Source organism: Boseongicola sp., from assembly GCA_014075275.1.
In the GTDB taxonomy this organism is placed as follows: domain Bacteria; phylum Pseudomonadota; class Alphaproteobacteria; order Rhodobacterales; family Rhodobacteraceae.
The window spans coordinates 1,003,247-1,028,819 of the sequence record CP046179.1 but is presented as its reverse complement, the minus strand read 5'-3'; the positions used below and the strand labels follow the sequence as shown (position 1 = coordinate 1,028,819).

The 25,573-nt window shown below is 55.1% G+C and carries 25 protein-coding genes and 1 pseudogene; 19 read left to right on the top strand and 7 right to left on the bottom strand.

Annotation, left to right across the window (positions count from 1 at the left end):
• Positions 1 to 4: 4 nt before the first annotated feature.
• The gene (locus GKR98_05180; protein ID QMU57645.1) at positions 5 to 1,078 is read right to left on the bottom strand and encodes an MFS transporter; all 1,074 of its coding nucleotides are present in this window, start codon (positions 1,076 to 1,078) and stop codon (positions 5 to 7) included.
• Positions 1,079 to 1,157: 79 nt separating this feature from the next.
• Here GKR98_05180 and GKR98_05175 point away from each other — a divergent pair, with 79 nt between their 5' ends.
• The 3 genes from GKR98_05175 (at position 1,158) to GKR98_05165 (ending at position 3,313) form a co-directional block, all read left to right on the top strand.
• Positions 1,158 to 1,853 carry a DNA-3-methyladenine glycosylase 2 family protein gene (locus tag GKR98_05175; GenBank protein ID QMU59976.1) on the top strand — a complete coding sequence of 232 codons (696 nt, stop codon included), beginning with the start codon at positions 1,158 to 1,160 and terminating at the stop codon, positions 1,851 to 1,853.
• Between the two features lie 56 nt (positions 1,854 to 1,909).
• The gene (locus GKR98_05170) at positions 1,910 to 2,521 is read left to right on the top strand and encodes a prolyl oligopeptidase family serine peptidase (GenBank protein QMU59975.1); all 612 of its coding nucleotides are present in this window, start codon (positions 1,910 to 1,912) and stop codon (positions 2,519 to 2,521) included.
• Positions 2,522 to 2,728: 207 nt separating this feature from the next.
• A complete protein-coding gene (locus GKR98_05165) occupies positions 2,729 to 3,313 on the top strand; it encodes an HNH endonuclease (protein QMU57644.1) in 585 nt (194 codons plus the stop codon).
• A 145-nt stretch (positions 3,314 to 3,458) separates the two neighbouring features.
• Here the strand turns inward: GKR98_05165 and GKR98_05160 are convergent, their stop codons facing one another.
• Positions 3,459 to 4,412: a radical SAM protein gene (locus tag GKR98_05160; GenBank protein QMU57643.1), complete on the bottom strand. Its 954-nt coding sequence runs from the start codon at positions 4,410 to 4,412 to the stop codon at positions 3,459 to 3,461.
• A gap of 189 nt (positions 4,413 to 4,601) precedes the next feature.
• Here GKR98_05160 and zwf point away from each other — a divergent pair, with 189 nt between their 5' ends.
• The 3 genes from zwf to GKR98_05145 are packed head-to-tail and all read left to right on the top strand — an operon-like array spanning position 4,602 to position 8,368.
• A complete protein-coding gene (gene zwf, locus GKR98_05155) occupies positions 4,602 to 6,056 on the top strand; it encodes a glucose-6-phosphate dehydrogenase (GenBank protein QMU57642.1) in 1,455 nt (484 codons plus the stop codon).
• Between the two features lie 25 nt (positions 6,057 to 6,081).
• Positions 6,082 to 6,747 carry a 6-phosphogluconolactonase gene (gene pgl / locus GKR98_05150; GenBank protein QMU57641.1) on the top strand — a complete coding sequence of 222 codons (666 nt, stop codon included), beginning with the start codon at positions 6,082 to 6,084 and terminating at the stop codon, positions 6,745 to 6,747.
• 13 nt (positions 6,748 to 6,760) lie between these two features.
• Positions 6,761 to 8,368 carry a glucose-6-phosphate isomerase gene (locus GKR98_05145; protein QMU59974.1) on the top strand — a complete coding sequence of 536 codons (1,608 nt, stop codon included), beginning with the start codon at positions 6,761 to 6,763 and terminating at the stop codon, positions 8,366 to 8,368.
• A 19-nt stretch (positions 8,369 to 8,387) separates the two neighbouring features.
• On the opposite strand, the gene GKR98_05140 is transcribed toward GKR98_05145, so the two are convergent.
• Complete coding sequence (locus GKR98_05140) at positions 8,388 to 9,005, bottom strand: invasion associated locus B family protein (GenBank protein QMU57640.1); 618 nt, start codon at positions 9,003 to 9,005, stop codon at positions 8,388 to 8,390.
• A gap of 409 nt (positions 9,006 to 9,414) precedes the next feature.
• Here GKR98_05140 and GKR98_05135 point away from each other — a divergent pair, with 409 nt between their 5' ends.
• The 8 genes from GKR98_05135 (at position 9,415) to grxD (ending at position 18,512) form a co-directional block, all read left to right on the top strand.
• Complete coding sequence (locus GKR98_05135) at positions 9,415 to 10,959, top strand: DUF853 family protein (GenBank protein QMU57639.1); 1,545 nt, start codon at positions 9,415 to 9,417, stop codon at positions 10,957 to 10,959.
• 95 nt (positions 10,960 to 11,054) lie between these two features.
• Positions 11,055 to 11,633, top strand: coding sequence for a hypothetical protein (locus GKR98_05130; protein QMU57638.1), 579 nt, complete (start codon positions 11,055 to 11,057; stop codon positions 11,631 to 11,633).
• Between the two features lie 33 nt (positions 11,634 to 11,666).
• Positions 11,667 to 14,465: a DNA polymerase I gene (gene polA / locus GKR98_05125; GenBank protein ID QMU57637.1), complete on the top strand. Its 2,799-nt coding sequence runs from the start codon at positions 11,667 to 11,669 to the stop codon at positions 14,463 to 14,465.
• A 150-nt stretch (positions 14,466 to 14,615) separates the two neighbouring features.
• On the top strand, positions 14,616 to 15,047 hold the full coding sequence (locus tag GKR98_05120; protein QMU57636.1) for an ACT domain-containing protein: 432 nt from the start codon (positions 14,616 to 14,618) through the stop codon (positions 15,045 to 15,047).
• A gap of 101 nt (positions 15,048 to 15,148) precedes the next feature.
• The gene (gene purL, locus GKR98_05115; GenBank protein QMU57635.1) at positions 15,149 to 17,314 is read left to right on the top strand and encodes a phosphoribosylformylglycinamidine synthase subunit PurL; all 2,166 of its coding nucleotides are present in this window, start codon (positions 15,149 to 15,151) and stop codon (positions 17,312 to 17,314) included.
• The gene (locus tag GKR98_05110; GenBank protein ID QMU57634.1) at positions 17,250 to 17,855 is read left to right on the top strand and encodes a hypothetical protein; all 606 of its coding nucleotides are present in this window, start codon (positions 17,250 to 17,252) and stop codon (positions 17,853 to 17,855) included. The genes purL and GKR98_05110 overlap by 65 nt, the downstream gene beginning before the upstream one ends.
• Before the next feature lie 27 nt (positions 17,856 to 17,882).
• On the top strand, positions 17,883 to 18,119 hold the full coding sequence (locus tag GKR98_05105; protein ID QMU57633.1) for a BolA/IbaG family iron-sulfur metabolism protein: 237 nt from the start codon (positions 17,883 to 17,885) through the stop codon (positions 18,117 to 18,119).
• A gap of 33 nt (positions 18,120 to 18,152) precedes the next feature.
• Positions 18,153 to 18,512, top strand: a complete 360-nt coding sequence (gene grxD, locus GKR98_05100) for a Grx4 family monothiol glutaredoxin (GenBank protein QMU57632.1) — start codon at positions 18,153 to 18,155, stop codon at positions 18,510 to 18,512.
• Between the two features lie 85 nt (positions 18,513 to 18,597).
• Here grxD and rplI read toward each other — a convergent pair whose 3' ends face one another.
• Genes rplI through rpsF form a run of 3 tightly spaced genes read right to left on the bottom strand, consistent with a single transcriptional unit; the run spans position 18,598 to position 19,853 of the window.
• On the bottom strand, positions 18,598 to 19,248 hold the full coding sequence (gene rplI / locus GKR98_05095; GenBank protein QMU57631.1) for a 50S ribosomal protein L9: 651 nt from the start codon (positions 19,246 to 19,248) through the stop codon (positions 18,598 to 18,600).
• 10 nt (positions 19,249 to 19,258) lie between these two features.
• On the bottom strand, positions 19,259 to 19,486 hold the full coding sequence (gene rpsR / locus GKR98_05090) for a 30S ribosomal protein S18 (protein QMU57630.1): 228 nt from the start codon (positions 19,484 to 19,486) through the stop codon (positions 19,259 to 19,261).
• 13 nt (positions 19,487 to 19,499) lie between these two features.
• A complete protein-coding gene (gene rpsF / locus GKR98_05085; GenBank protein QMU57629.1) occupies positions 19,500 to 19,853 on the bottom strand; it encodes a 30S ribosomal protein S6 in 354 nt (117 codons plus the stop codon).
• A 206-nt stretch (positions 19,854 to 20,059) separates the two neighbouring features.
• Here rpsF and GKR98_05080 point away from each other — a divergent pair, with 206 nt between their 5' ends.
• From GKR98_05080 to GKR98_05060, 5 genes and pseudogenes are all read left to right on the top strand, one after another.
• A complete protein-coding gene (locus GKR98_05080) occupies positions 20,060 to 20,659 on the top strand; it encodes a hypothetical protein (GenBank protein ID QMU57628.1) in 600 nt (199 codons plus the stop codon).
• Positions 20,660 to 20,792: 133 nt separating this feature from the next.
• On the top strand, positions 20,793 to 22,016 hold the full coding sequence (locus tag GKR98_05075; protein QMU57627.1) for an aminotransferase class V-fold PLP-dependent enzyme: 1,224 nt from the start codon (positions 20,793 to 20,795) through the stop codon (positions 22,014 to 22,016).
• Between the two features lie 15 nt (positions 22,017 to 22,031).
• Positions 22,032 to 23,453, top strand: coding sequence for a deoxyribodipyrimidine photo-lyase (locus GKR98_05070; GenBank protein ID QMU57626.1), 1,422 nt, complete (start codon positions 22,032 to 22,034; stop codon positions 23,451 to 23,453).
• 89 nt (positions 23,454 to 23,542) lie between these two features.
• On the top strand, positions 23,543 to 24,316 hold the full coding sequence (locus tag GKR98_05065; GenBank protein ID QMU57625.1) for a 3-hydroxybutyrate dehydrogenase: 774 nt from the start codon (positions 23,543 to 23,545) through the stop codon (positions 24,314 to 24,316).
• Positions 24,317 to 24,325: 9 nt separating this feature from the next.
• Positions 24,326 to 25,338, top strand: a pseudogene (locus GKR98_05060) (patatin-like phospholipase family protein).
• 9 nt (positions 25,339 to 25,347) lie between these two features.
• Here GKR98_05060 and GKR98_05055 read toward each other — a convergent pair.
• On the bottom strand, positions 25,348 to 25,563 hold the full coding sequence (locus tag GKR98_05055; protein QMU57624.1) for a hypothetical protein: 216 nt from the start codon (positions 25,561 to 25,563) through the stop codon (positions 25,348 to 25,350).
• Between the last annotated feature and the right edge of the window lie 10 nt (positions 25,564 to 25,573).

Here is a 25,573-nt window from a genome sequence, read left to right as displayed (position 1 = left end):
CCCGTCAGGACGCCAGCCCGTCGCTGTTGCGCGCGCGAAGCAACAGCCAGATTAGCGCACCACCAGCCAACACCAGGAATGGACCCATCGCCAGATTAACGGCATTCCAACCCTGAACAACATCGCCGCCCGAACAATTCATCAGACCGCCGGATGACAGCGAGGCAACGGTGACGCCCCCCATTACCATCATGTCGTTCATCCCCTGAACACGCCCGCGTTCTTCCTGTGTGTGTGTGTGGGAAAGCATGGTCGTGGCCCCAATGAACGTGAAATTCCAGCCGAGGCCCAATAAGATCAGGGCGATAAAGAAGTTCATGAGTTCGGTGCCCGCCAAAGCGACGGCACCTGCGCCAAAGAGAATGATCAGACCAATCGCAATAATGCGTTCGGTGCCAAACCGGTGGATTAAATGACCGGTTACGAATGAGGGAGCGAACATCGCCAGAACGTGGCCCATGACCACATCAGCTGCGTTATGTGTCGTGTATCCGCAGCCTACGACGGCCAACGGAGTCGATGTCATGACAAGGTTCATCAAGGCATAGGCAACCATAGCGATGATGATGGCGACCGCAACTTCGGGTGTCTTCAGCAATTCCCACCGGGACCGTCCGGGGCCAGATGCTTCGGGGTTTTTGCGTGGCCTTGGCGTGTCGAGGAACAAAAACACCGACGAGCCGATGATATTCAACGCGATGACCGCCAGATAGGTCCCCAAAAACGGCACCACCATAGCTTCGGCAGTCACTTTAACAAGTTGCGGCCCAATGATTGCGCTTAAAAGCCCGGCTGCACCAATTGCGGCGCCCAAGGTTCCGCCGGTGACGCCAACGAAGAACCCGGCCTTGCGTCCAAAGCGCTGCATGACAGCCGACAATGGCGACGCCGTAAGCATTGATCCGACGATAATCAGCGAAATCGGCAGCGTTGCCAGACAGATATTTGGCGCTAGCGATTGCCCGGCCAGACCACCAACGATGAATATCATTGGCATCTGCGAGCCCAGAACGGCCTGTGCGGCGATCAAAACCATCACATTGCGCCGCGTGCGGCTATCGTTCGGAGCTTCGGTCATGGGCATTGCATATGCCTGTGCCAGAATGGCGGCAAGACACTTCACTGTGCAGAAATCGTCACGTGACTTGTGCTTTCAAATGGCGTGGCCGGGGGGTAGGTTTCAGCGACTGCACACAACGGTTCAGGGGGGACGAGTGGACAACTCTGTTGGTCGGATAATCAAAACACCTGCCTGCGTTGCCGAAGGCGCTGATTGGTTGGCGGGTCACGACCAGAGGTTTGCTCAGGCGTTGGAATTGACCGGCCCTTTGCCGTTGCGGTTGCGCAGCGACGGGTTTGCGTCGCTGTTGGATGCGATTGTCAGCCAACAGGTTTCAGTTGCGGCCGCAAATGCTATTTGGGGGCGCTTGAAGGCAGCGGGTCTGACCGGCCCGCGCAAGATCAAATGGGCCAGCGACGACGAATTGCGGGCCTGTGGACTGTCGCGTCAGAAAATTCGATATGCGCGGGCGTTGTCAGAATCCGGTATTCGTTTTCAGGGTCTCAGAACCATGCCAACTGGCGATGTGATCAAGACCTTGATCGAGGTGCCTGGGATTGGGGCCTGGACGGCCGAGATCTATGCAATGTTCTCGTTGGGCCGGGCGGATGTCTTTGCGCCGGGTGATTTGGCACTGCAGGAATCGGCGAGGGTTTTGTTCGATCTGCCAGACCGCCCAAGCGAAAAAGAGCTGCGGCGGATGTCTGAAGATTGGGCACCCTGGCGAGGAGTTGCGGCCCGGCTTTTGTGGGCCTACTACCGAGTGGATAAAAAACGCGAGGGCATCCGGTGAGCGAATTAGAATTTAAGCGGCGTGGGTCGGCATCGGGCGAAGATAGCTCTGTTGTCATGTTCCTGCACGGCTATGGGGCTGATGGAGGTGATTTACTGGGGTTGGCTGAGCCTCTGGCGCAGCATCTACCGGATACAGTTTTTGTCGCGCCGAATGCACCGGATCGTTCAATGGCCAATCCGATGGGGTTCCAGTGGTTCCCGATACCGTGGATCGACGGTTCGTCTGAAAGTGCTGCTGCGGAAGGGTTGATGCGGTCGGCCAAGGTCCTGAATGATTTTATTGACAAGGTGTTGGCAGACGAGGGCTTGTCGCCAGATCGGCTGGTGCTGTTCGGATTCTCTCAGGGCACGATGATGAGCCTACATGTCGCGCCGCGCCGGGCGGAACCTGTGGCAGGTATCGTTGGGTTTTCCGGACGCTTGATGTTCCCCGAGGCACTGCAATCAGAGACTTTGTCCAGACCGCCAGTATTGTTGGTCCACGGCGACGCCGATGATGTAGTTCCCTTTGAGGAAATGCAAAATGCCGGTGCCGCGCTGCAAGGTGCCGAGTTTCAGGTCTTTGGTCATGTCATGGAAGGGACGGCCCATGGAATTGCACCGGACGGGCTGTCAATTGCATTGGGCTTTATTCATGAGGCGTTGAACCCAAATCCCTCTGACTAAAGCGTGCCTTTCTCGAAGGGGTTTCCGCTGAATGTTCCGCATACCGTCACAAAATAGTCATTCAGTTCCGGCATATAGGCATGGACCGAGCTAGATAATGAGGCTTGCCTGATAGCGAGCGCCATATATAGTCCGATGCAAATGCCGGGACGGGCCGTCCCGTCCGGGTGCCAAAAAAGAGCAGTTTGGGCGGCATCGGAGTTTGGTATGAATACAGAATTCAGAACGAGTTTCGTGCGGGAGCCGAATTCTCTACGACACAATCCGGCACTTGTGTTGAATGCGGATTACAGACCTTTGTCGTATTACCCTTTGTCGCTATGGCCCTGGCAGGATGCGATCAAAGCGGTCTGGTTAGACCGCGTGGATATTGTTGCGGAATACGACAAGGTGGTGCGCAGTCCTTCAACCGAGATCAAGATACCATCGGTTGTGGTTCTGAAGGACTATGTGCAACCCCAGAAACGAGTGGCCTTTACGCGGTTTAATTTATTCTTGCGGGATCAGTTTTGCTGCCAGTATTGCGGCGCACGCGGTGATCTGACTTTCGATCATGTCGTGCCCCGCGCGCGTGGCGGGATCACCAGTTGGGAAAATGTGGTGGCGGCTTGTTCCAGGTGTAACCTCAAAAAAGGGTCACGGTCTTTGCGGCAGGTGGGGATGTCTTTGCAACGTCCGCCACGGCGACCGGCCGCCGAAGAATTGCGCAATACTGGTCGAAAATTTCCGCCGAACCATTTGCATGCGACCTGGGTCGATTTTCTATACTGGGACGCGGAACTGGAAGAATAGATTTCAACCCGCCTTTGTCGGCCGAGACGAGGCCGCGCCTGTTGGGCGCGGCCATTTGATTAACAGGGGTGCTGCCCTGCCGCCCTTTCGGGCGACTCCCCGGAGTATTTTGCCAGAAAGAAAGTGCTATGGATCAGGCGTAATTTCAGGCCGAGCAGCTGGCGCCGCCGAGGACACAAAATTTGGCGCAATGCGGATGATTGAGGCGCACAGGTTTTTCAGCCTCTTCCAGAGTAGTGCCAAGTTCAAATTCAGCATCGTAGGGCAGAAGGGTGCAGGCAAGGACCGCTGGCTTTTCTGCGCCTTTGCGTTTGACCACCATGCGGGACGATGAGCACATCACCGCATCAGGGGATTTACCAAGGATGCCCCAACACGCAGCAGTGATTTCAGGCACCTCGACGGTTTCATCCATTTCTGGGAATAAAACCGTCATGCCGGGGTTCTGTGCTTCGATGTCAAACCCTTCGCTTGCATAAAGACGCGCATAACCTTCGCGGGATTGGGCTTCGGTTTCGCCCCAGACGGTGCGCCCAGCGACTGCCATTCGGATGCCGGCACTTTTAAGCCATCGCATGCCGTCCAGTGTGCGATCAAAACTGCCTATGCCGCGCTCGACATCGTGATGTTTGGCGCTCCAGTGGTCGACGGATATTCGCAAGGTAAGTTTGTCGCCAAATTGATTTTGGAGATCGACCAGCCCAGCTTTTACGGCTTTGCGCATCATCGGGCGCATCGCATTCGTCAGGATAAGAACCTCGTATCCGCGTGCCAGAGATCGACGGGTGATTTCGATCATGTCAGGGTTCATGAAAGGCTCGCCGCCGGTAAAGGCAATTTCACGAACATTCCAATTGCGAAATTCCAGCTGGTCCAGATAGTCAGACACTTCATCGGCAGTAATATAGACCAACCGGTCATTGGTGGGCGACGACTGGATATAGCAGCTTGCGCATTCGATGTTGCACAGCGTGCCGGTGTTGAACCACAAGGTTTCAGGATTGGTGAGCGCCACCTCGGCGCGGTCTTCACCCTTTGCCGTCAAGAACGGGTCCTGAAATTTGTGAGCATTCGCCCGAATGTCGATTTGGTCTTTCATTTTCCGCCTCTCAGACGTCGGTTGCGACTTAGTTAGGGCTTGAAGTGTGGGTCGGAAAGATAAAGGTTTTCATTACCACGCAGTTGTGATGTGCCAAGACCAGTCTGGACTTGGTGATGAATTCCGGTTATCGGCTGCGGCAATTGAATGTTAGCGGTAATACTAACTGAGAATTTGAGGGATTGAGCAATGGTTTCGCGCGTCATTCCAGTGGATACGTTTGATCTGGTAATCTTTGGCGGCACGGGCGATTTGGCGCGCCGTAAGATCCTGCCAGGCCTGTTTCGACGTTTTCGGTCGGGTCAGATGCCGGATGACGCCCGTATTATCGGAGCAGCCCGATCTGATATGGACGACGATGGGTTTCGCGCACTTATTCAAGGCGCCTTCGAGGAATTCGTCGAACCTTCAAATCGCCCGCAGGCCGATGTGGACCGGTTCCTCGCAAGGCTGAACTATGTTTCCATCGATGCAACGGGCGAGGGTGGCTGGTCGAAGCTGAAGGAACTTGTGCGCTATGATGTTGTGCAGGCGTTCTACTTTTCGGTTGGTCCAAGTCTGTTCGGGGCCCTTGCAGAGCGCTTGCATTCCAACGGGATAGCCGGTCCATTGGCGCGGATCGTCGTTGAAAAGCCCTTTGGGCGTGATCTGGTCACTGCACAAGAGTTGAACGCGACATTGCGCGACCATTTCGACGAAAAACAGATCTATCGGATTGATCACTATCTGGGCAAAGAAACCGTTCAGAACCTTATGGCTGTTCGCTTTGGGAATGTCCTGTTCGAACCCCTTTGGAACGCCCAATACGTGGATCATGTGCAGATCACAGTGGCTGAAACAGTCGGGATTGGGGGCAGGGGCGCCTATTACGATAAATCAGGTGCTATGCGCGATATGGTTCAAAATCACCTGATGCAACTTTTGTGCCTGATCGCTATGGAACCGCCGTCGCGGTTTAACCCTGATGCCGTTCGCGACGAAAAGCTCAAAGTTATTCGTGCGTTAGAGCCCATTGAACGCGATGATATTGTGCGGGGCCAATATGTGAGCAATGTGTCGGGCGAAAGCTATCTGGACGAAGTCGGCAACCCAGACAGCATTACCGAAAGCTTCATTGCAATGAAGTTGACCGTCTCGAACTGGCGGTGGGCCGGAGTGCCATTTTATCTGCGCACGGGAAAGCGCCTAAAGGGGCGGGCTTCGGAAATCGCGATTGTCTTTAAGGATGCCCCGCATTCGATCTTTGGCCAGGATGCGGGACATCACCGAAATATTCTGTCCATTCGTTTGCAGCCCAACGAAGGTATGACGCTGGGTGTGACGATTAAGGAACCGGGTCCAGGGGGCATGCGTCTTGTGGATGTTCCGCTGGACATGACATTTGCCGAGGCACTGGGTCCGGAAGCAGACAACGTGCCGGATGCTTACGAACGCCTGATTATGGACGTGATCCGAGGCAACCAGACATTGTTTATGCGCGGCGACGAGGTCGAAGCTGCGTGGGCCTGGACGGATCCGCTCATCGAAGGATGGACCAATCGCGGTGAGAAGCCGCAAACTTATGAAGTTGACTCGACTGGTCCGGAAGATGCCGCTGTTCTGATGTATCGCGAAGGGCGGAAGTGGTTGGAAATCAAGGCATAACGACGCGATTTTAATGGGCAGCGCAATGGAACTGATTGAATACCCCGATGCTGAAATGATGATGATGGATCTGGCAAACCGAATTGCTGGCGAGTTGAACACACATCTTTTGGAACATGACACCGTATCGTTAGCCGTTCCGGGCGGAACAACGCCGGGGCCGATGTTTGATGCCCTGTCTGCAGCTGATCTGGATTGGCCACGGGTTAACGTTCTACTTACCGATGAACGCCGGGTGCCGGCGGATCATCCGCGATCCAATGAACGTCTGGTTCGTGAGCGCCTTTTGACGGGGCGGGCCGCCAAGGCGAATTTCATACGTCTGGTGCCTGAGACTGACAATGACTGGCCCGAGGTCCTGGATAAGTTGGCGAAAGACCTGCCGATCTCGATCCTGCTGCTTGGGATGGGTGCCGACATGCACACTGCATCTCTGTTCCCCGGCGCCCCAGAGTTACCAGCCGCTTTGGATGCACATGCACCGGCGATGATGGCCATCACCCCGTCTGGCGGTGACCTCGAGCCGCGTTTGTCACTGACAGCGCCGGTCCTGAAGCATGCTATGAGCACACATGTATTGATTTCTGGCGATGCAAAGCGCGAAGCGCTTGAGAAAGCCCGAAAATTGGGAGCGGAAGACGCTCCGATTTCTACCGTTCTGGGACATGCGGTCATTCATTGGGCGCCTTGAAGAGATGAGCAAGATGAACTGGACTTCGCTATCCATTGCAGCCCGTGAGGCCGCGCAAACTCCAATCCTGAAGCGATTTGATGATGCAGATAGAGCCGCCGATTTCTCTGTTTCGGCAGGCGATCTGTTATTTGATTATTCGAAGACCTCGATGGATGAGGACGGGCGGCAAGTGTTGCTGGACCTCCACCAAGAAGCTGGTGTCCCAGTTCGACGCGAGGCCATGTTCAACGGGGCAAAGATTAACGATACCGAGGGGCGCGCTGTTCTGCACACTGCACTCCGCAACCTTGATGGCAATCCTGTCTTCGTGGACGGCGAGAATGTTATGCCCGAAGTATTGGCGACACTGGGCCGGATGGAGACATTTGCAGGCGACGTTCGCGAAGGTCGTTTCACTGGATCCGGTGGCAAAATCACAGATGTAGTCAATATTGGCATCGGGGGTTCAGACCTTGGGCCAGCAATGGCGACACTGGCGATGGGGCCTTATCACGACGGTCCCAACTGCCATTATGTTTCCAACGTCGATGGGGCGCATATAGCGGATGTTCTTCGAAATCTGGACGCGACGACGACGTTGGTTGTTGTTGCCTCCAAAACATTCACAACCATCGAAACAATGACGAATGCTGCGACTGCTCGCGCTTGGATGAGCGAAACGGTCGCCAATCCCGGTGCGCAGTTTGCGGCACTGAGTTCGGCAACCGACAAAACCACCGCGTTTGGGATTGATGCATCGCGGGTTTTTGGGTTCGAAGACTGGGTCGGCGGACGCTACTCGATTTGGGGTCCAATTGGATTTCCGTTGATGATCGCAATTGGAGGCGAGGCGTTTCGGGCATTTTTGTCCGGTGGTCAGGCGATGGATCTGCACTTTCGCAGTGCTACACCCTTGGAAAACTTGCCAGTCATGCTCGCCTTGACGGGTATCTGGCACAATCAAGGACTTGGTCACACCACGCGCGCGGTTCTTCCCTATGAGCAACGCTTGTCGCGTCTTCCGGCCTATCTTCAACAGCTGGAAATGGAGAGTAACGGTAAGCGCGTTGCTATGGACGGCAGCGATCTGACCGTTGATAGCGGTCCGGTTGTATGGGGCGAACTAGGCACCAACGGCCAGCATGTATTTTACCAGTTGATCCATCAGGGGACGCGTGTTGTGCCCTGTGAATTTATGGTGGGCGCTGAAGGCTTTGAAGATGATCTGGCGCATCAGCACACGTTGTTGGTGGCAAACTGTCTGGCTCAATCAGAAGCCTTGATGCGGGGCCGTTCTCTGGATGAAGCGCGTGCGATCATGGCTGCGAAAGGTGCCACTGGCGACGAAGCTGAACGCCAAGCCCGGCACAGGGTGTTTCCGGGCAACCGGCCCTCGACTACTTTGGTGTATCCAAAGCTGACGCCGTTTGTATTGGGTCAGATCATTGCGCTTTATGAGCACCGCGTATTCGTCGAAGGCGCGATGTTGGGGATCAACAGCTATGATCAGTGGGGAGTTGAATTGGGCAAAGAACTAGCCGTTGCCTTGGAACCAGTGGTCAATGGTACCCAGGATGCTTCTGAAAAGGACGGTTCAACCGCTCAACTTGTCGCGGCAATACAAAGGCATTCGCGTTAAGTATTGATCCCTTGCCGGATTACTCTGCTGTCAGCGCGATCAATGCCTCGTAACCGGCTGTGAACCCGGAAAGTGACATTGTCAGGTCGACAGTTTGGTCCGGCGCCGCGGCCGGGACGATGCGGATCATCGCTGATGCGCCACGTCTAAAAGTATCGATATCCTCGTCCGTGAAACCCATACGCGAGATACATCCGATTTCAGTGCAGAACCTGAACGGGTAAATTTTCGCCTGACCACCATCAACCGACAATCGCACTTGTTCAATGAGCAGGGTTTCCAGTGGTGTGATGACTGTTGCGCCAGCGGCCGCCGGTCCTCCGGGCGGAACCTGAAAGATGTTCATCTCAGCCACTGAATTTCCCTGAGAATCCCTCAATAGCTGGTAAAGTTGACAGGGATCATTGCCGGTTTCTGTCAGAACACAGCGATGCTCCCAATCAGAGAAAGTTTCGCGAATATAGGTCTCGCCGACGCGGGGTTGAGCGGAGTCGGTTGCACCCAAGGCAAGATCGTTGGCAGCTGTCCCGCTGGTCCCTGTATCGCTATCTGTCGTTGCGTCCTGCGCTTGTGCAGCCATCGCGAGAACCAGAAATGCGGCAGCCGATGTCGTTATCACTTGACCAAATATATTCATTACGTTCCCCGCTGGGTGCCATTTGTTCGACATGCGCTTTAGCACGACAAAATAGGGGTGTCAGTCCGTAATCCGGACTTTGGCAAGCAGTTGCCCATAGCAATATTGTGAGCACAAAAAAAGCAGGGTCCGAACGGACCCTGCTTTCTTATCACTCCCTGCCGGACTGGCCGACTTATCATTGGCGGGACCCTAGGTGACAGAAATTCCTGCGTCAACCGGAATTTGATCACTTTTTTTTAAGTAAGATTCTAAACAGAAAAAGGCCGCGCGGGTTGCGCGCGGCCAGTCGACAGGGAGGAAGTCGTCGCCCGATCACAGAATGCAACCGGGGACAGGTTCATACTGGCATAGATCAGTTAACAAGCTATGCTCGCGCCGATGAACGGCGCATTAAATGGGGGATGCTTTGTCCGAGACGATTTTCATTGGCGGCGGCGGGCCGGAATACGGCGACAAGCAGGGGCTGCTTTTAAAGTATGCGAACCGTCATGGTTTGGTCGCTGGGGCGACCGGGACAGGTAAGACCGTCACCCTGCAAATTATGGCTGAAAGTTTTGCGGCCAATGGTGTTCCGGTGTTTTTGTCGGACGTGAAAGGTGACTTGTCAGGCCTGGCCAAAGCGGGCCGGGAAGACTTCAAACTGCATGACGCGTTCACCTCGCGCGCCAGCAAAATCGGCTTCGACGACTACACATACGAAGCCTTTCCAGTCACGTTCTGGGACCTTTACGGCGAGCAGGGCCATCCGATTCGCACGACCGTCAGCGAAATGGGGCCGCTGCTGCTGGCCCGCTTGCTGGAACTGACCGAGGCGCAGGAGGGTATTCTGAACATCGCGGTGCGGGTCGCCGACGAAGAAGGCTGGCCAATTCTGGACCTGAAAGACCTACAAGCCTTGCTGGTTTGGCTGGGGGAAAACCGCCAATCGCTGTCGCTGCGCTACGGAAATATCTCGACCGCCTCGATTGGCGCGATCCAAAGACGATTGCTGGTTATGGAAAACCAGGGCGCGACGCAGTTCTTTGGCGAGCCCGCGTTGGAACTGGCTGACATTATGCGCACCGACACCGACGGGCGCGGGCGCATCAACATCCTGGCTGCGGACAAGCTGATGGGCGCGCCAAAACTTTATGCCACCACGCTGTTGTGGCTTCTGTCCGAATTGTTTGAAGAATTGCCTGAAGTGGGTGATCCGGACAAACCCCGGTTGGTGTTCTTTTTTGACGAGGCCCATCTGTTGTTTGACGACGCACCAAAGGCGCTGGTCGACAAGGTGGAACAAGTCGCGCGGCTGATCCGATCCAAAGGTGTGGGCGTTTACTTCGTGACCCAGAACCCGGCGGACGTGCCGGAAGATATTCTGGGCCAGTTGGGCAATCGCATTCAGCACGCCCTGCGGGCTTTTACCGCCAAAGACCGGCGCGAGCTGCGACAGGCGTCCGAAACCTATCGCGACAATCCCCGGTTCTCGACCGAAGATGCGATCCGTGAGGTCGGAGTGGGTGAGGCCGTGACCTCGATGCTGGAAAGGAAAGGCGCGCCTGGCGTGGTCGAACGCACATTGATCCGCCCGCCGTCGTCGCAACTTGGGCCCATCACGGCGGCCGAACGCCAAACCGCGATGGCGGCCTCCCCGATCGCCGGCAAATATGACACCGCGAAGGATCGCGAAAGCGCTTACGAGGTGTTGATGGCGCGATCAGCGAAGGCGGCAAAGGATGCTGAAGAAGCAGAAAAGCGCGAGGAAGAAGCAGAAGCTGCAGAACGCGAGTATCGCAAGGGACGAAGATACAAAGGCGAACGCGTAGGGCGGTCTACATCGCGGAAAACGTCACGCTCCAGCGGCGCGTTCGGAGATGCGCTGGCCAAGATTGTCGTCAAAGAGTTGAAAGGCACAACCGGACGACGGATTGTGCGGGGCATATTGGGCGGGTTATTTAAGGGACGCTAGTTTCCCCTCGCTTCACGAGGCGATCCACCGGGGGACGCTGTCCCCCGAGACCCCCTGGAGTATTTATGATCAGAAGAAGGTATGAGGTTTCGAGAATGATCAGGCGATTGGTGGCGGTTTTGGCCTTTGGGCTTTTGGCGGCCTGTGGTGTGTCAGAGACGGAATTGCCGACGGGCAGCAATCTGGAGATTGCTGAGCTGGCAAAATCCATCCGCGGGCTTGGACCGGAGGTCGATGCGGCTGAGGCGGATCGTGCGGCGCGTCTGGCTTATGAATACACCGCTGTTTTAAAGGAAGAATATCAGATCACCTCAGCGCCCCTGGTCCATAATTCGCTGGTGAATATCGGGCTGAAACCGCGAGGGCTTTGCTGGCATTGGGCTGAGGATATGGAACTGCGCCTGAAGGCCGAAGGGTTTGAAACCCTTTCGATCCATCGCGCCATTGCCAATTCCGATAACCCGTTTCGGATCGAGCATTCCACAGCCATTGTCTCGCGCATTGGGGATACGATGATTGACGGTATCGTGCTGGATCCCTGGCGGTATGGTGGGTTTTTGTTCACCTCGCCTGTGCGCACAGACGGCGATTATAACTGGTTGCCGCAACAGGAAGTTTTGGCCAAGAAGCGCGCGAAGCTGCTGCGCGAACGACAATTTGGACCCGCTGTTTAGGTCCAGACAACAGACGATTTAAGGAGACGCAATATGGCGTTTGGCAAGGGCCACCACCTGCATCTGATTGACGGTTCGGCGTTTATATTCCGGGCTTATCACGCGTTGCCACCACTGACGCGGCAGTCCGACGGGTTGCCGGTGGGGGCAGTTTCGGGCTTCGTCAATATGCTGTGGAAGATGATCGAGGCAAACACGGGCGATGATGCGCCGACCCATGCCGCGGTGGTGTTCGACAAGGGCAGCCACACGTTTCGCAACGATCTCTACGATCTTTACAAGGCCAACCGGGATGAGATGCCCGAAGACTTGCGCCCTCAGATGCCGCTGACCCGCGATGCAACGCGGGCCTTCAATATCGCCTGTCTGGAACAGGAAGGTTTTGAAGCCGACGATATCATCGCGACCCTGGCCTGCCGCGCGCGCGACGCTGGTGGTCGGGCCACCATTATTTCGTCCGACAAAGATATGATGCAGTTGGTGGGCGGTGGCGTCGAGATGTACGACGCCATGAAGAATAACCGCATCGACAGTGATGGCGTGGTGGCCAAGTTTGGCGTGATGCCGGACAGGGTAATCGACGTGCAGGCGCTTGCTGGTGACAGCGTCGATAATGTGCCCGGCGCGCCCGGGATCGGGGTGAAGACCGCGGCTTTGCTAATTAATGAATACGGCGATCTGGAAACGCTGCTGGCGCGGGCCGAAGAGATCAAACAGCCCAAGCGTCGCCAGACGCTGATTGATAACGCTGACCAGATCCGTCTGTCGAAGACTTTGGTGACGCTGGATTGCGATATGGCGCTGGACTACGGGCTGGACACGCTGGAAGTGAAGGAGCCGGTCGCGGATGATCTGCTGGGGTTCCTGACCCAGATGGAGTTTCGCACGATCACCAAACGGGTTGCCGAGGCTTTGGGGGCCGAAGCACCGGTTATTGCCGAAGTTGAACCTAAAGGAGGCGGTGATGGTGCCGCGCCGGAAGATATTCCTTTCGATCACGCCAATTATCAGATGGTTGGGGATGCAGAGACGCTGCAGGCGTGGATTGATCAGGCCTACGCGCGCGGCTGGGTGGCTGTGGATACCGAAACGACGGGCCTGAACGAGATGACCGCAGATCTGGTGGGCGTTTGCCTGTCGGTCGAAGTCGGGCATGCGGCCTACGTGCCGGTAGCCCACAAAGCAGCGGCGTCAGATGATTTGTTCGGTTCGGACGATCTGGCTGAAGGACAGATGCCCATCGACGACGTGTTGAAGATGTTGAAGCCAATGCTGGAAGACCCCTCGGTTCTGAAAATCGGCCAAAACATGAAATACGACGCCAAGATCCTGGCTCGTTACGGCATAAATATTGACCCCATCGACGACACGATGCTGATGTCCTACGCAATGCACGGAGGCCTGCATAACCACGGCATGGATTTGCTGTCCGAGCGTTATCTGGGCCATCACCCGATTGAGATTAAATCGCTTCTCGGCACCGGCAAAAGCCAGATCACTTTCGACCGTGTGCCGCTGGAAGATGCCGTAAAATACGCCAGCGAAGACGCCGATATTACGCTGCGCCTCTGGCAGACCTTCAAGCCGCAATTGCACCAGAACAAGGTCACCACGGTCTATGAAACACTGGAACGCCCGCTGGTGCCGGTCCTGGCGGAAATGGAGATGTCCGGCATCAAGGTCGACCGCGATGTGCTTTCGCGCATGTCCAACGCCTTTGCCCAGAAGATGGCCGCGCTAGAGGATGAAATTCATGAACTGGCGGGCGAGAAGTTCAATGTAGGGTCCCCCGCACAGGTCGGCGAGATTCTGTTCGAGCGCATGGCACTGCCCGGCGGCAAAAAGGGCAAAACCGGCAAATACGCGACACCTGCGAACGTGCTGGAAGACCTGGCGACCGAACACGACTTTCCCGGACGCGTGCTGGACTGGCGGCAACTGCAAAAGCTGAAATCAACCTATACGGACGCTCTGCAAGACCACATCAATACCGACACGGGCCGGGTCCACACCTCCTATTCAATCGCTGGGGCCAACACCGGACGCCTCGCTTCAACTGACCCGAACCTGCAAAACATCCCTGTGCGCACAGAAGAAGGCCGCCGCATTCGCGAGGCCTTTGTCGCCACCGAGGGTCACACTCTGGTCTCGCTGGACTACAGCCAGATCGAACTCAGGATCCTCGCCCACATCGCCGGGATCGACGCGCTGAAACAGGCGTTCCGCGAAGGGCAGGACATTCACGCCGCCACAGCCTCCGAAATGTTCAATGTGCCGCTGGACGAGATGACACCGGATGTCCGCCGTCAGGCCAAGGCGATAAACTTCGGTGTGATTTATGGCATCTCTGGCTGGGGGCTTGCCCGAAACCTGCGGATCCCAAGGGACGAGGCGCAGGGCTTCATCGACCGGTATTTTGAGCGCTTCCCCGGTATACGCACCTATATGGACGATACCGTAGCTTTCGCGAAGGAACACAACTACGTCCAGACGCTGTTTGGTCGGAAGATCAACACCCCCGAGATTAACAACCGCGGGCCCCATGCAGGCTTTGCCAAACGCGCCGCCATCAACGCGCCCATTCAAGGCACCGCCGCTGATGTGATCCGTCGCGCGATGATCCGCATGCCAGACGCGATCACTGATCTGCCCGCCACGATGTTGCTTCAAGTGCATGACGAATTGCTCTTTGAAGTGCGTGACGATGCCGTTGATGACCTGATCAAGATTGCAAAGGGTGTGATGGAGGGCGCGGCGGATCCTGCTGTTCGTCTTGATGTGCCGCTGATTGTTGATGCGGGGCAGGGCGCAAACTGGGCAGAAGCGCATTAGAAATACTCATATGCAACAAGCCCTTGGCGCAACCTTGCGGCTTTTCGGTCGCAAAGGGTCAAAATGCCCACGGATTGCCTCAATTCTGCGCCAAATGCAGGGGTAGAAAGCTCCTATTACATCTAGGTGAATAATTTTGGGATTTAACTTATGAGCGAAGAGCCAACGGCCTCACGCGAACTGGCCGAGACTATCGCCAGCCTTGCGCCGGTTCTTCAGTCCGGAACTTTTGTCTTTTGCTCAATGTTCAACACGTCCGGCTCGCAGGATGCAATCTCAGTTTCCCGCGCGATATTTGTCGAGGATGAAGGGCTTTCAATGATCATGCCCCGCACGGAAGCCGTGCGTTTGGGAATGATCTTTGACACCACGTTCCGGCAGATCACCTTAATGGTTGATTCCACTTTGGACAGTGTGGGTCTGACGGCGTCGGTGACCAGTGCGTTGGCAGTGAAAGACATCTCGGCCAACGTGGTGACTGCCAGTCAACATGCGCATTTGTTTGTACCGTCGCGCGATGCAGATCGGGCTGTTGATGCTTTGCGTGAATTACAGCAACAAGCCCAGGCGGCGTTCGTCTAAGAATTTTTGAGCCGTTGCCGGCGAACCGCGACCGATTGGCCCTTTCCCCCATGCCGCTGGTCTTCTAAGAGACGCCTCAAGCAGTCATTACCGGGGGCAGCATGACCGAGCCAGCCATCACCGAAGACCTGATCGCAGCGCACGGGCTGACCCGCGACGAATACGCCGACATCATTCGGATTATTAACCGCGAACCCAGCTTCACTGAACTTGGCATCTTCTCGGCCATGTGGAACGAACATTGTTCCTACAAATCCTCCAAGAAATGGCTCCGCACCCTTCCAACCACCGGCCCGCAGGTCATCTGTGGGCCCGGCGAAAACGCTGGCGTGGTTGATATCGGTGACGGGCAGGCGGTGGTCTTTAAAATGGAAAGCCACAACCACCCCAGCTATATCGAACCCTATCAGGGTGCCGCCACCGGCGTTGGCGGTATCCTGCGCGATGTCTTCACCATGGGCGCACGTCCCATCGCCGCCATGAATTCCCTGTCGTTTGGCGAGGTCAGCCACCCTAAAACCAAACGTCTGGTCGCCGGCGTGGTCGAGGGCATTGGCGGCTACGGAAACCCCTTTGGCGTGCCAACCATCGGTGGTGAAGTCCGCTTTCACGCCGCCTACAACGGCAACTGTCTGGTAAACGCTTTCGCTGCCGGATTGGCGGATGCCGACAAGATTTTCTACTCGGCGGCCTCCGGCATCGGAATGCCTGTCGTCTACCTCGGCGCCAAAACCGGGCGTGACGGGGTAGGCGGAGCAACAATGGCTTCCGCCGAGTTTGACGACACGATCGAAGATAAACGCCCAACTGTTCAGGTCGGCGACCCCTTCACCGAAAAGCGGTTGCTGGAAGCTTGTCTGGAACTGATGGCCAGTGGGGCTGTCGTTTCGATCCAGGATATGGGCGCGGCAGGTTTGACGTGTTCGGCTGTCGAAATGGGCGACAAGGGCCATCTGGGCATCAAACTGAACCTCGATCTTGTGCCTGTGCGCGAAGAACAGATGACAGCCTATGAAATGATGCTGTCCGAAAGCCAGGAACGCATGTTGATGGTCCTGAAGCCGGAAAAAGAGGCCGAGGCGAAGGCCATTTTCGACAAATGGGACCTCGATTTCGCAGTGGTCGGCGAGACATTGGAGGAAGATCGCTTCCTGATCGTGCACGACGATGTGGTTATGGCCGACCTGCCGCTGTCAAAACTGGCCTCGACCGCCCCCGAGTATGACCGCCCGTATGAAATTCCGGCACCGACGCAATACCGACGCGATACCGACGTAATACCGACGTCACCGCTCGATGCCCTTAAAACTTTGTTGAAATCGCCAAATTACGCACGAAAACAATGGGTTTGGGAACAATACGATAGCCAAGTGATGGCCGATACGGTGCGCGCCTCTGGTCTGGGGGCAGGCATCGTCCGCGTCCACGATACCGACAAAATGCTGGCCTTCACGTCGGACGTAACCCCCCGTTATGTAAAGGCAAATCCGGTCGAAGGTGGCAAGCAAGCCGTCGCCGAAGCCTATCGCAATCTTTGTGCCGTCGGCGCTAAGCCTTTGGCAACAACGGATAATCTGAACTTCGGTAACCCCGAAAAGCCCGAGATCATGGGCCAGTTCGTCGGCGCCATCAAAGGTATCGGCGAAGCGTGCCAAGCCCTTGATATGCCTATCGTTTCCGGCAACGTCTCGCTCTATAATGAAACCGACGGGCAGGGCATACTACCCACCCCAACCATTGGTGCCGTTGGACTGATTGAAACCGCCGACAATCTGATCTCTGGCCACGCTAACGAAGGCGATTTTGCCATTCTTATCGGGGGCTTAGGCACACACCTCGACCAATCCGCCCTGATGGCCGAGGCTTTCAACGACGAAAACGGTGACGCACCCCACGTTGATCTTGAGGCTGAGCGCCGAAACGGCGAATTTGTCCGCAATAACAACACCCTAATACGCTCCGCCGCCGATCTGTCCGATGGCGGATTGGCATTGGCTGCTTTCGAAATGGCCGATGCCGCTGGTCTGGGTGTTTCCCTCGAAGCCGATGATATCACGGCGCTTTTCGGCGAGGATCAGGCCCGTTACCTGCTGGCTATCGCCCCCGGCAAAGCCGAAGATCTGCTTGCTCGCGCCAAAGCCGCTGACGTTCAGGTCGGTATCGTCGGAAAATTTGGCGGCAATACAGTCAGTTACGGCACGCATGCCGCCCGACTTGCCGAACTTTCCAACCTCTTCCGGTCCGCCTTTGCCGACGCCGTCGCCTGACACCCACCTGAAGCCCGACTGCGCCTCTTGCGCCGCACTCTGTTGCATTGCGTTGGACATCGAAAAGGGAGATCTGTTCCCAATCGACAAACCCGCCGGCGTGGCATGTCCAAACCTGAATGATCGCCACCTATGCCGCATCCATTCCAACCTTGAGAACAAGGGGTTTGGCGGATGTATCCAGTTTGATTGCCTTGGCGCAGGTCAACGGGTTGTCCAAGACCTTTTCAACGGGGTTTCCTGGCGTGATGATCCCAAAATCTTGTCGCCGATGTCCCAGGCTTTCCGCGATTTGCGCGACATCCATGAAGCGTTACAGCTTCTGTTCTCAGCCCGCGCCCTTCCTTTGTCCAAGGATCAAGCTCAGAAATTAGAGCGCTTTATCAACGCCCTAACGCCCGAACGTTGGACGATGCCTCTTATCGAAGCAGTCTTTGCGAACAAGACGCTGGGTCAAACTTCGGCATTCTTAAGGTCTCTTGCAGACACCGCAAAAAACAATCCCGGATCAACGCTTGCGGCGAACCCGCCCGCGCCCTAGATCTGTGACAAGACGAAAGGATCATCCATGCCGATGCAGGCCAACGAAATCGAAGCGCTTTTGCGTGAAACGTTCCCTGACGCGGACATCACCGTGCAGGGCGATGACGGCGTGCACATGTCCGCCATGGTCGTGGATGAAAGCTTTCGAAGCCTGAACAGGGTGCAGCAGCAACGCGCCGTTTATGCTGCCCTAAAGGGCAAAATGGATGGCTCTAATGGTGAGCTTCACGCGCTGGCACTGACAACCCGCGCGCCCGATTAAACCGATATTTACAATTTCGAAAGAGAGTCAGACATGAGCGCTGAAGATCAAATCAAGGAAACCGTGACCGCCAACGACGTCGTGTTGTTTATGAAAGGCACAAAAACGATGCCGCAATGCGGGTTTTCCAGTCGGGTGGCCGGTGTGTTGAATTTTATGGGCATCGAATATGCCGATGTGAACGTGTTGTCCGACGATGGTATTCGCCAGGGGATTAAGGAATTTTCTGATTGGCCAACCATTCCGCAGCTATACGTCAAAGGCGAGTTTGTTGGTGGTTGTGACATCATCACTGAAATGACTTTGTCCGGTGAACTTGACCAGTTATTCGAACAAAATGGCGTCGGCTACGACAAAGAAGCCGCCGAAAAGATCCGGGAACACAACGCCTAGGTCCTTCTTTTTGGTGAAAATACTCAATCAATAAAACGAAAAAGGCCGCCCAAAAGGCGGCCTTTTCATTTTGATTTCAAAGACTTCAGTCTTCGTCTTCAACTCGATCATCAGACGAGGTGTCTTCCGCAGATTCGGCTACAGGGCCATCATCGTCGCCAGACTGAAGCTCGTCCAACTCGGCAGCGCCGATGTCTTCGAACAGTTCGGCAATCTCGATTTCAGCCTGCGCTTCTTCTTCAGCGGCGCGATCAGCGATGTTAACGCCTTTCGCCTGAAGTTCAGCTTCTTCGGTCGAACGCGCAACGTTCAATTCGATAGTCGCATCGACCTCAGGGTGCAGGGTCACAGTGACCTTGTGCATGCCCAAATCTTTGATCGGTGCTGTCAAAGCTACCTGCTTACGATCAACCGAAAAACCAGCCTCGGTCGCCGCTTCAGCCGCGTCACGCGTTGTGACCGACCCATAAAGCGAACCACCATCAGAAGCAGACCGGATCACGATGAACTGTTGACCGTTCAGACGGCCAGCCAAATCTTCGGCTTCGGACTTTGTTTCAAGGTTGCGCGTTTCTAGCTGAGCTTTTTGCGCTTCAAACTGCTCGATGTTCGTCGAAGACGCCCACAAAGCTTTCTTTTGTGGCAACAGAAAGTTGCGCGCATAGCCGTCTTTAACATCGACGACGTCGCCCATCTGACCCAGCTTTGCCACACGTTCTAAAAGGATAACTTGCATGTCGTTCTCCTTATTTCACAGCGTAAGGCAACAACGCCAGGAACCGGGCGCGCTTGATCGCACGGGCCAGTTCGCGCTGCTTCTTAGCGCTGACAGCGGTGATACGGGAAGGAACGATTTTGCCGCGCTCAGAGATATAGCGTTGCAACAGTTTCGTGTCCTTATAGTCGATTGTCGGCGCGTTATCACCCGAGAAAGGGCAGACTTTGCGACGGCGGAAAAATGGTTTTGCAGCCATGACTTAGTCCTCCTTAGCGGCGCTCACGACGACCGTCACGGTCATCGGATTTGCGCATTTGAACCGAAGGGCCTTCTTCGTGGGCGTCGACCTTGATGGTCAGGACGCGCATCACGTCTTCATGAAGGCGCATCAGGCGTTCCATTTCCTGAACAGCCGGGGCAGGTGCCTCGGTTTTCAGAAAGGCATAGTGGCCTTTGCGGTTCTTGTTAATCTTGTAGGCCATCGTTTTGACGCCCCAGTATTCGCTTTCAACGACGTTTCCGCCATTGTCCGTAAGGACGGTGCCAAAATGTTCAACAAGGCCCTCGGCTTGCGTGTTGGACAAGTCCTGACGCGCAATCATAACATGCTCATAATGTGGCATGCATTTCTCCAGTTTTGCTCGGGCGCACTTCAAAGGATGGCGTTAAGTCCGCTGCTCCCATCCACGAGAGGTTGCGCCGGTCAAGTCGTCTTGCGGCGGACTGCGCGCTTATACACGTCCATAATCCTGTTGCAACCCCGTCCAAATACTGCCGTTTTTCGCCGTTATCCATGTTTCAATCGTTGACCCGTTAAGGACAACAGTGGATGAGCGCGATGCGAACAATTTATAACGCCGAAGACGAACAGCCGGCCCTGAAAATGATTGATACCCCATGGGGATTTCGATTGCGCCCTGCGGATATGCAGGAGCAAGCGGGCGAGGCGGTTACCGAGTGGGCTTTGACGTTTCTGGGTATTGTGCTGCTGCTCAGTGCATTCGGACAGTGGATTCTTCCCGGTTCGATGTATGGCGGCGATATGATTGCCATGAAACTGATGTTGACGGCAGTCCTTGGGGTCGCCGGAGGGCTTATCCTTTCAATTTCCGCACGCGGGTTCCGCCCCGAGGTCCAGGTCGACAAATCGCGCTCTGAAATCCGATTTGTATCTCGCAATCCTCGCGGTCGCGGCGAGATACTGGCGACGGTTGAACTGGAAAATATCATCGGCGTCGGAATGACCCGCTCCATTGATGGACCGGACTGCCACTGTTTGATTTATTTGCTGAACGGTAAGAAGCCGCTCCGGCTCGCAACCGGAACAGAACGCGAGATTAAACTGATCCGCGGGCGAATGGATGACTATGTCACGACACCCGCAGACCGCCTGGCAGCAAAGATGAGCGGTTCAGCTGCAATGGCGTGACACTGGGGGGCGGGAATTTTCCCAACGGTCATAGTCAATATCTGTTTTTTGGACACCAAATTCAAAATCGTCAGTTGCACCACAGAACTGTCCCCGACAAAGTGTGGCTCAACTTTTTGTGGGGACAACTGGGATGCCAATTTTGGATATTGATTTCGTTCGCTCGCAGTTTCCTGCATTTTCAGAAACCGATATCAATGCAACCGCTTTTTTTGAAAGTGCAGGGGGATCATATCCGTGTCGGCAAGTGGTCGATAGGCTCGAGCGCTTTTATCGCGAGCGCAAAGTCCAACCCTATTGGGCATTTGATCAAAGCCGTGTTGCTGGCGAAGAAATGGACGAAGCCCGCACCCGCCTTTCTGCAATTCTGGGCGTTGATGAAGATGAATTATGCTTTGGGCCCTCAACTACGCAGAACTCTTATGTATTGGCACAGGCGTTCCGCCAGTGGTTGTCTCCTGGCGATGCGATCATTGTCACCAATCAGGATCATGAAGCTAACACAGGCTTTTGGCGTCGATTGGCGGCAGAGGGTATCGAAGTTCGTGAATGGCTGATTGACCCAGAGACCGGACATCTTGATCCCAGGGATCTTCCGGGCCTTTTGGATGGAGCGAGATTGCTTTGCTTCCCGCATTGCTCGAATGTGATCGGTGAAATTAACGACGTGACATCGATAACCGGGATCGCTCGACAGGCTGGGGTTTTTACCTGTGTGGACGGCGTCAGCTATGCCCCGCACGGGTTTCCAAATGTCACCGATCTTGGCGCCGATATTTATCTGTTTTCGGCCTACAAAACCTACGGACCTCATCAAGGCGTAATGGTGGTGCGTCGTGAATTGGCAGAAAAACTTCCAAACCAGGGCCATGGATTTAACGCGGGCTATCTTAATAAAAAGTTTGTTCCCGCAGGGGATGACCACGCTCAAATTGCCGCCTGCGCGGGAATGGCTGATTATGTAGATGCGCTATATGCATCAATGGGTTTGGATCATCGCAATGCCAGTGAGCGTGCGGGCGCTGTACACGATGCAATGCGTCAAACCGAGATCGAGCTTCTTCAGCCCCTACTGGACTTTGTAGTCTCAAAAAATTCGTTAAGGCTGATCGGTCCGACGGACGCAGAGAAACGTGCGCCAACAGTATCGATTTTGTCTTCCAGGCCAGGCGAAGAGATTGCGGGCGAGTTGGCGCATCACGGTATCGCTACGGGCGGCGGCGATTTTTACTCACCAAGGCCTCTGCAGGCCATGGGCATCGATACTGACCATGGAATTCTTCGTCTCAGTTTTACTCATTATACTTCCCGTAGAGAACTTGACCGGTTGATTTCTGCGCTAGATCACGTCTTGTAACGGGCTGTGGAAACGATGGACGGAAGTTCTCCTATCATATGGTGGGTCAGAAAGGATTTGCGGCTTTCTGATAATCAGGCGCTGCAATGTTGCCTTGAAACCGGGCAACCGATCATCCCTGTTTTCATCCTTGATGAAGTGTTTGAAACCTATGGTGCCTGTCCATTATGGCGTTTTGGGCTGGGCGCGAAACACTTTGCCGAAACCCTTGGCTGTATCGGATCAAAACTGACGTTTCGTCGGGGCAATGCTCTTCAGGTTCTAAAAGACTTGGCTGCCGAAACCGGCGCAACGGGCATTTTTTGGTCACGCGCCTATGACCCCGATCAAGTTGCCCGCGATCGAAACGTCAAATCGGCATTGGAAGAAATTGGCATTCCATCAAAAAGCGTGCCGGGCCATCTTTTGTTTGAACCGTGGGACGTTAAGACCAAGGCTGACGGGTATTATCGCGTTTATTCGCCTTTTTGGCGGGCCGTGAAAGACCGGCAAATCGATGTCCCATTAAGGGTGCCGACTGGTATACCTAGCCCCGGCAACTGGCCACAATCTGATGACCAGGCGGAATGGCGTCTGCGTGACCGAATGCAACGTGGTGCCGCGATAGTCGCCAATCATGTGGCTATTGGTGAAGAGGCGGCGCAAGGTCGACTTGATCGGTTTTTAAGCACTTCTGTCGGTGCGTATCGCGAACAACGCGATATTCCTTCACAGCCTGCGACGTCGGGACTTAGTGAAAATTTGGCCTGGGGCGAAATCTCACCGCGCGTAATATGGCATTCGGGTATGCGTGCCTTAAGCGAAGGCAAACATGGGGCTGAACACTTCCTGAAAGAACTTGTATGGCGCGAGTTTGCGTATCATCTGGTCTGGCACACGCCCCACATCGTCAAAGACAATTGGCGAGATGGATGGAATTCATTTCCTTGGGGCGAAGACCCGAGAACACCCGAAGTTCGGGCATGGACGCAAGGGCGCACAGGCGAACCTTTCGTCGATGCCGCCATGCGTGAGCTCTACACCACGGGATACATGCACAACCGGGCGCGGATGATCGTTGCCTCTTATCTGACGAAACATCTTCTGACTCACTGGCGCATTGGGCAGGAATGGTTTGCTGATTGCCTGTTGGATTGGGATCCGGCGTCAAATGCAATGGGCTGGCAGTGGGCAGCAGGGTCGGGGCCGGACGCTTCGCCCTTCTTTCGGATTTTCAATCCAACAACTCAGTTGAAGAAATTTGATCCCGACAACATCTACCGCGACCGCTGGATTGCAGAACTGGCCAATCCGAAAACTCAGACTTCGCTGGACTACTTCAAAGCAGTGCCCAAATCCTGGCAGATGCAGCCGGATGACGAATACCCAATGCCAATCGTTGAACTGGCCGCTGGTCGGCACAGAGCGCTAGATGCCTACAGGTCCAGGGATTTCTGATCAGGACTGGCGGATCCTCAAAAACTGATTATTCTGCGCGCGCAAACGGTTCGCGCGAGAATGCTGCGCCGCAATAGGAGTTTTGAACTATGTCGCTCAAGGGGAAAACTGCCGTCATAACAGGATCAAATTCTGGTATTGGCTTGGGCATCGCACGCGAGTTGGCGAAAGCCGGGGCAAATGTGGTTTTGAACTCATTCACTGACCGTGATGAAGATCATGCACTTGCCGACGAGATCGCAAAGGAAACCGGCGTTAATGCGCGTTATATTAAAGCGGATATGTCTAAAGGCGATGAGTGCCGGGACCTGATCGAGCAGGCTGGCGTTTGCGATGTTCTGATCAACAATGCAGGTATCCAGCACGTCGCGCCGGTTAACGAATTCCCGACAGAAAAATGGGATGCGATCATCGCGATAAACATGTCGTCGGCATTTCATACAACAGCCGCGGCATTGCCGAAGATGCGTGCCGCGGGTTGGGGCAGGGTAGTTAATATCTCATCCGCCCATGGCCTGCGCGCAAGCCCGTTTAAATCGGCCTATGTCACTGCAAAACATGGCGTCGTCGGTATGACCAAAGTTGTTGCACTAGAGACGGCGAAAGAACCGATCACAGCGAACGCGATCTGCCCAGGTTACGTTCTGACCCCCTTGGTCGAAGCGCAAATCCCGAACACAGCCAAAGAGTACGGCATCTCAGAAGACGAGGCTATTGAGAAGGTTATCTTGCTAAAGCAACCTTCCAAGGAATTCGTAACTGTTGAACAGATTGGGGGCATTGTGAAATTCCTGTGCTCGGATGCTGCTGTACAAATCACTGGCACAACCATCTCCGCCGACGGCGGCTGGACATCTCAATAGGCGCTCGGTTTGGTAAAGAAGATCAATTTGGCCCTTCAGGGCGGCGGTGCGCATGGCGCTTTCACCTGGGGTGTCCTGGACCGTCTTTTGGAAGACAAGACAATCGAGATTGCAGGAATTTCCGGAACATCAGCCGGTGCGCTGAACGGTGCAGCTTTGAAAGCAGGTTTGGTGCAGGGAGGACGTGAGGGCGCGCGGGAGAACCTGGATTGGCTTTGGAAACGTGTTGGTGCGCTTTCAGACGGCCCCATAAGCGACTGGATCGAGGCCGTGTCGCCCAACACCGAACTGCTCAGCCGAACAATCGAAAACTCGCTACCGTTTACTTTTGTTGACGCGGCATCGCGTATCGTTTCGCCCTATCACTACGGACCGTTCTACAAGAACCCGCTTGAGAAGATCACACGCCGGCTTCATTTCGACGCGATTTGCGGCGATCAAGGTCCGGCACTCTACGTCTGTGCGACAAATGTCCGAACCGGCAAGATCAAGGTTTTTTCGGGCGATGAAATCTCTACCGACGCGCTTTTGGCATCTGCCTGCCTACCATGTTTCAGGCAGTTGAAATCGATGGTGAAGCCTATTGGGATGGCGGTTACAGTGGAAACCCGGCCTTGTTCCCGCTGTTTGACGTTGAACTGCCGGACGACATAGTCATCGTTAATATCAATCCACTGGTGCGCGACGAGATACCAAAAGAACCCCGGGACATCCTGAATCGGATCAATGAGATCAGTTTCAATTCATCCATGTTGCGTGAACTGCGGGCCATCGCCTTTGTGAAAAGGTTGATCACCGAGGGAAACGCGAACTCTTCTGGTATGAAGAATGTGCTAGTTCACATGATCGCCGATGACGAACTGATGACCGATCTTGGTGTCGCTACAAAGACGATGCCTACGCCGGCGATAATTCGGCGATTGAAAGAGGCGGGTCGTATTGCTGCGGAAGAGTTCCTGAATTCTCATAGCGACGCGATCGGCGTTAAATCCAGCGTCGATCTGTCATCAATGTACGAATAGTCCGGCGGATTACTCCAGCGGTGAATCAATCAATGTGGCCGCTAGAATGATCAGGAACAATAGCGGAAGCACAAAACCGCCCGAGCTTGAAGCGCCGGCCACAATCGACTCTGGCTCCATAACTTCGGGTTCGATGCGCGGCGCGGCAGCACCGCCCGCGTGAAGTGGCGAAGCTGACATTGCGATGGCCGCGGCAATTGCTGTTGCTGGCTTGGTATACTTCATTGTCGCATCC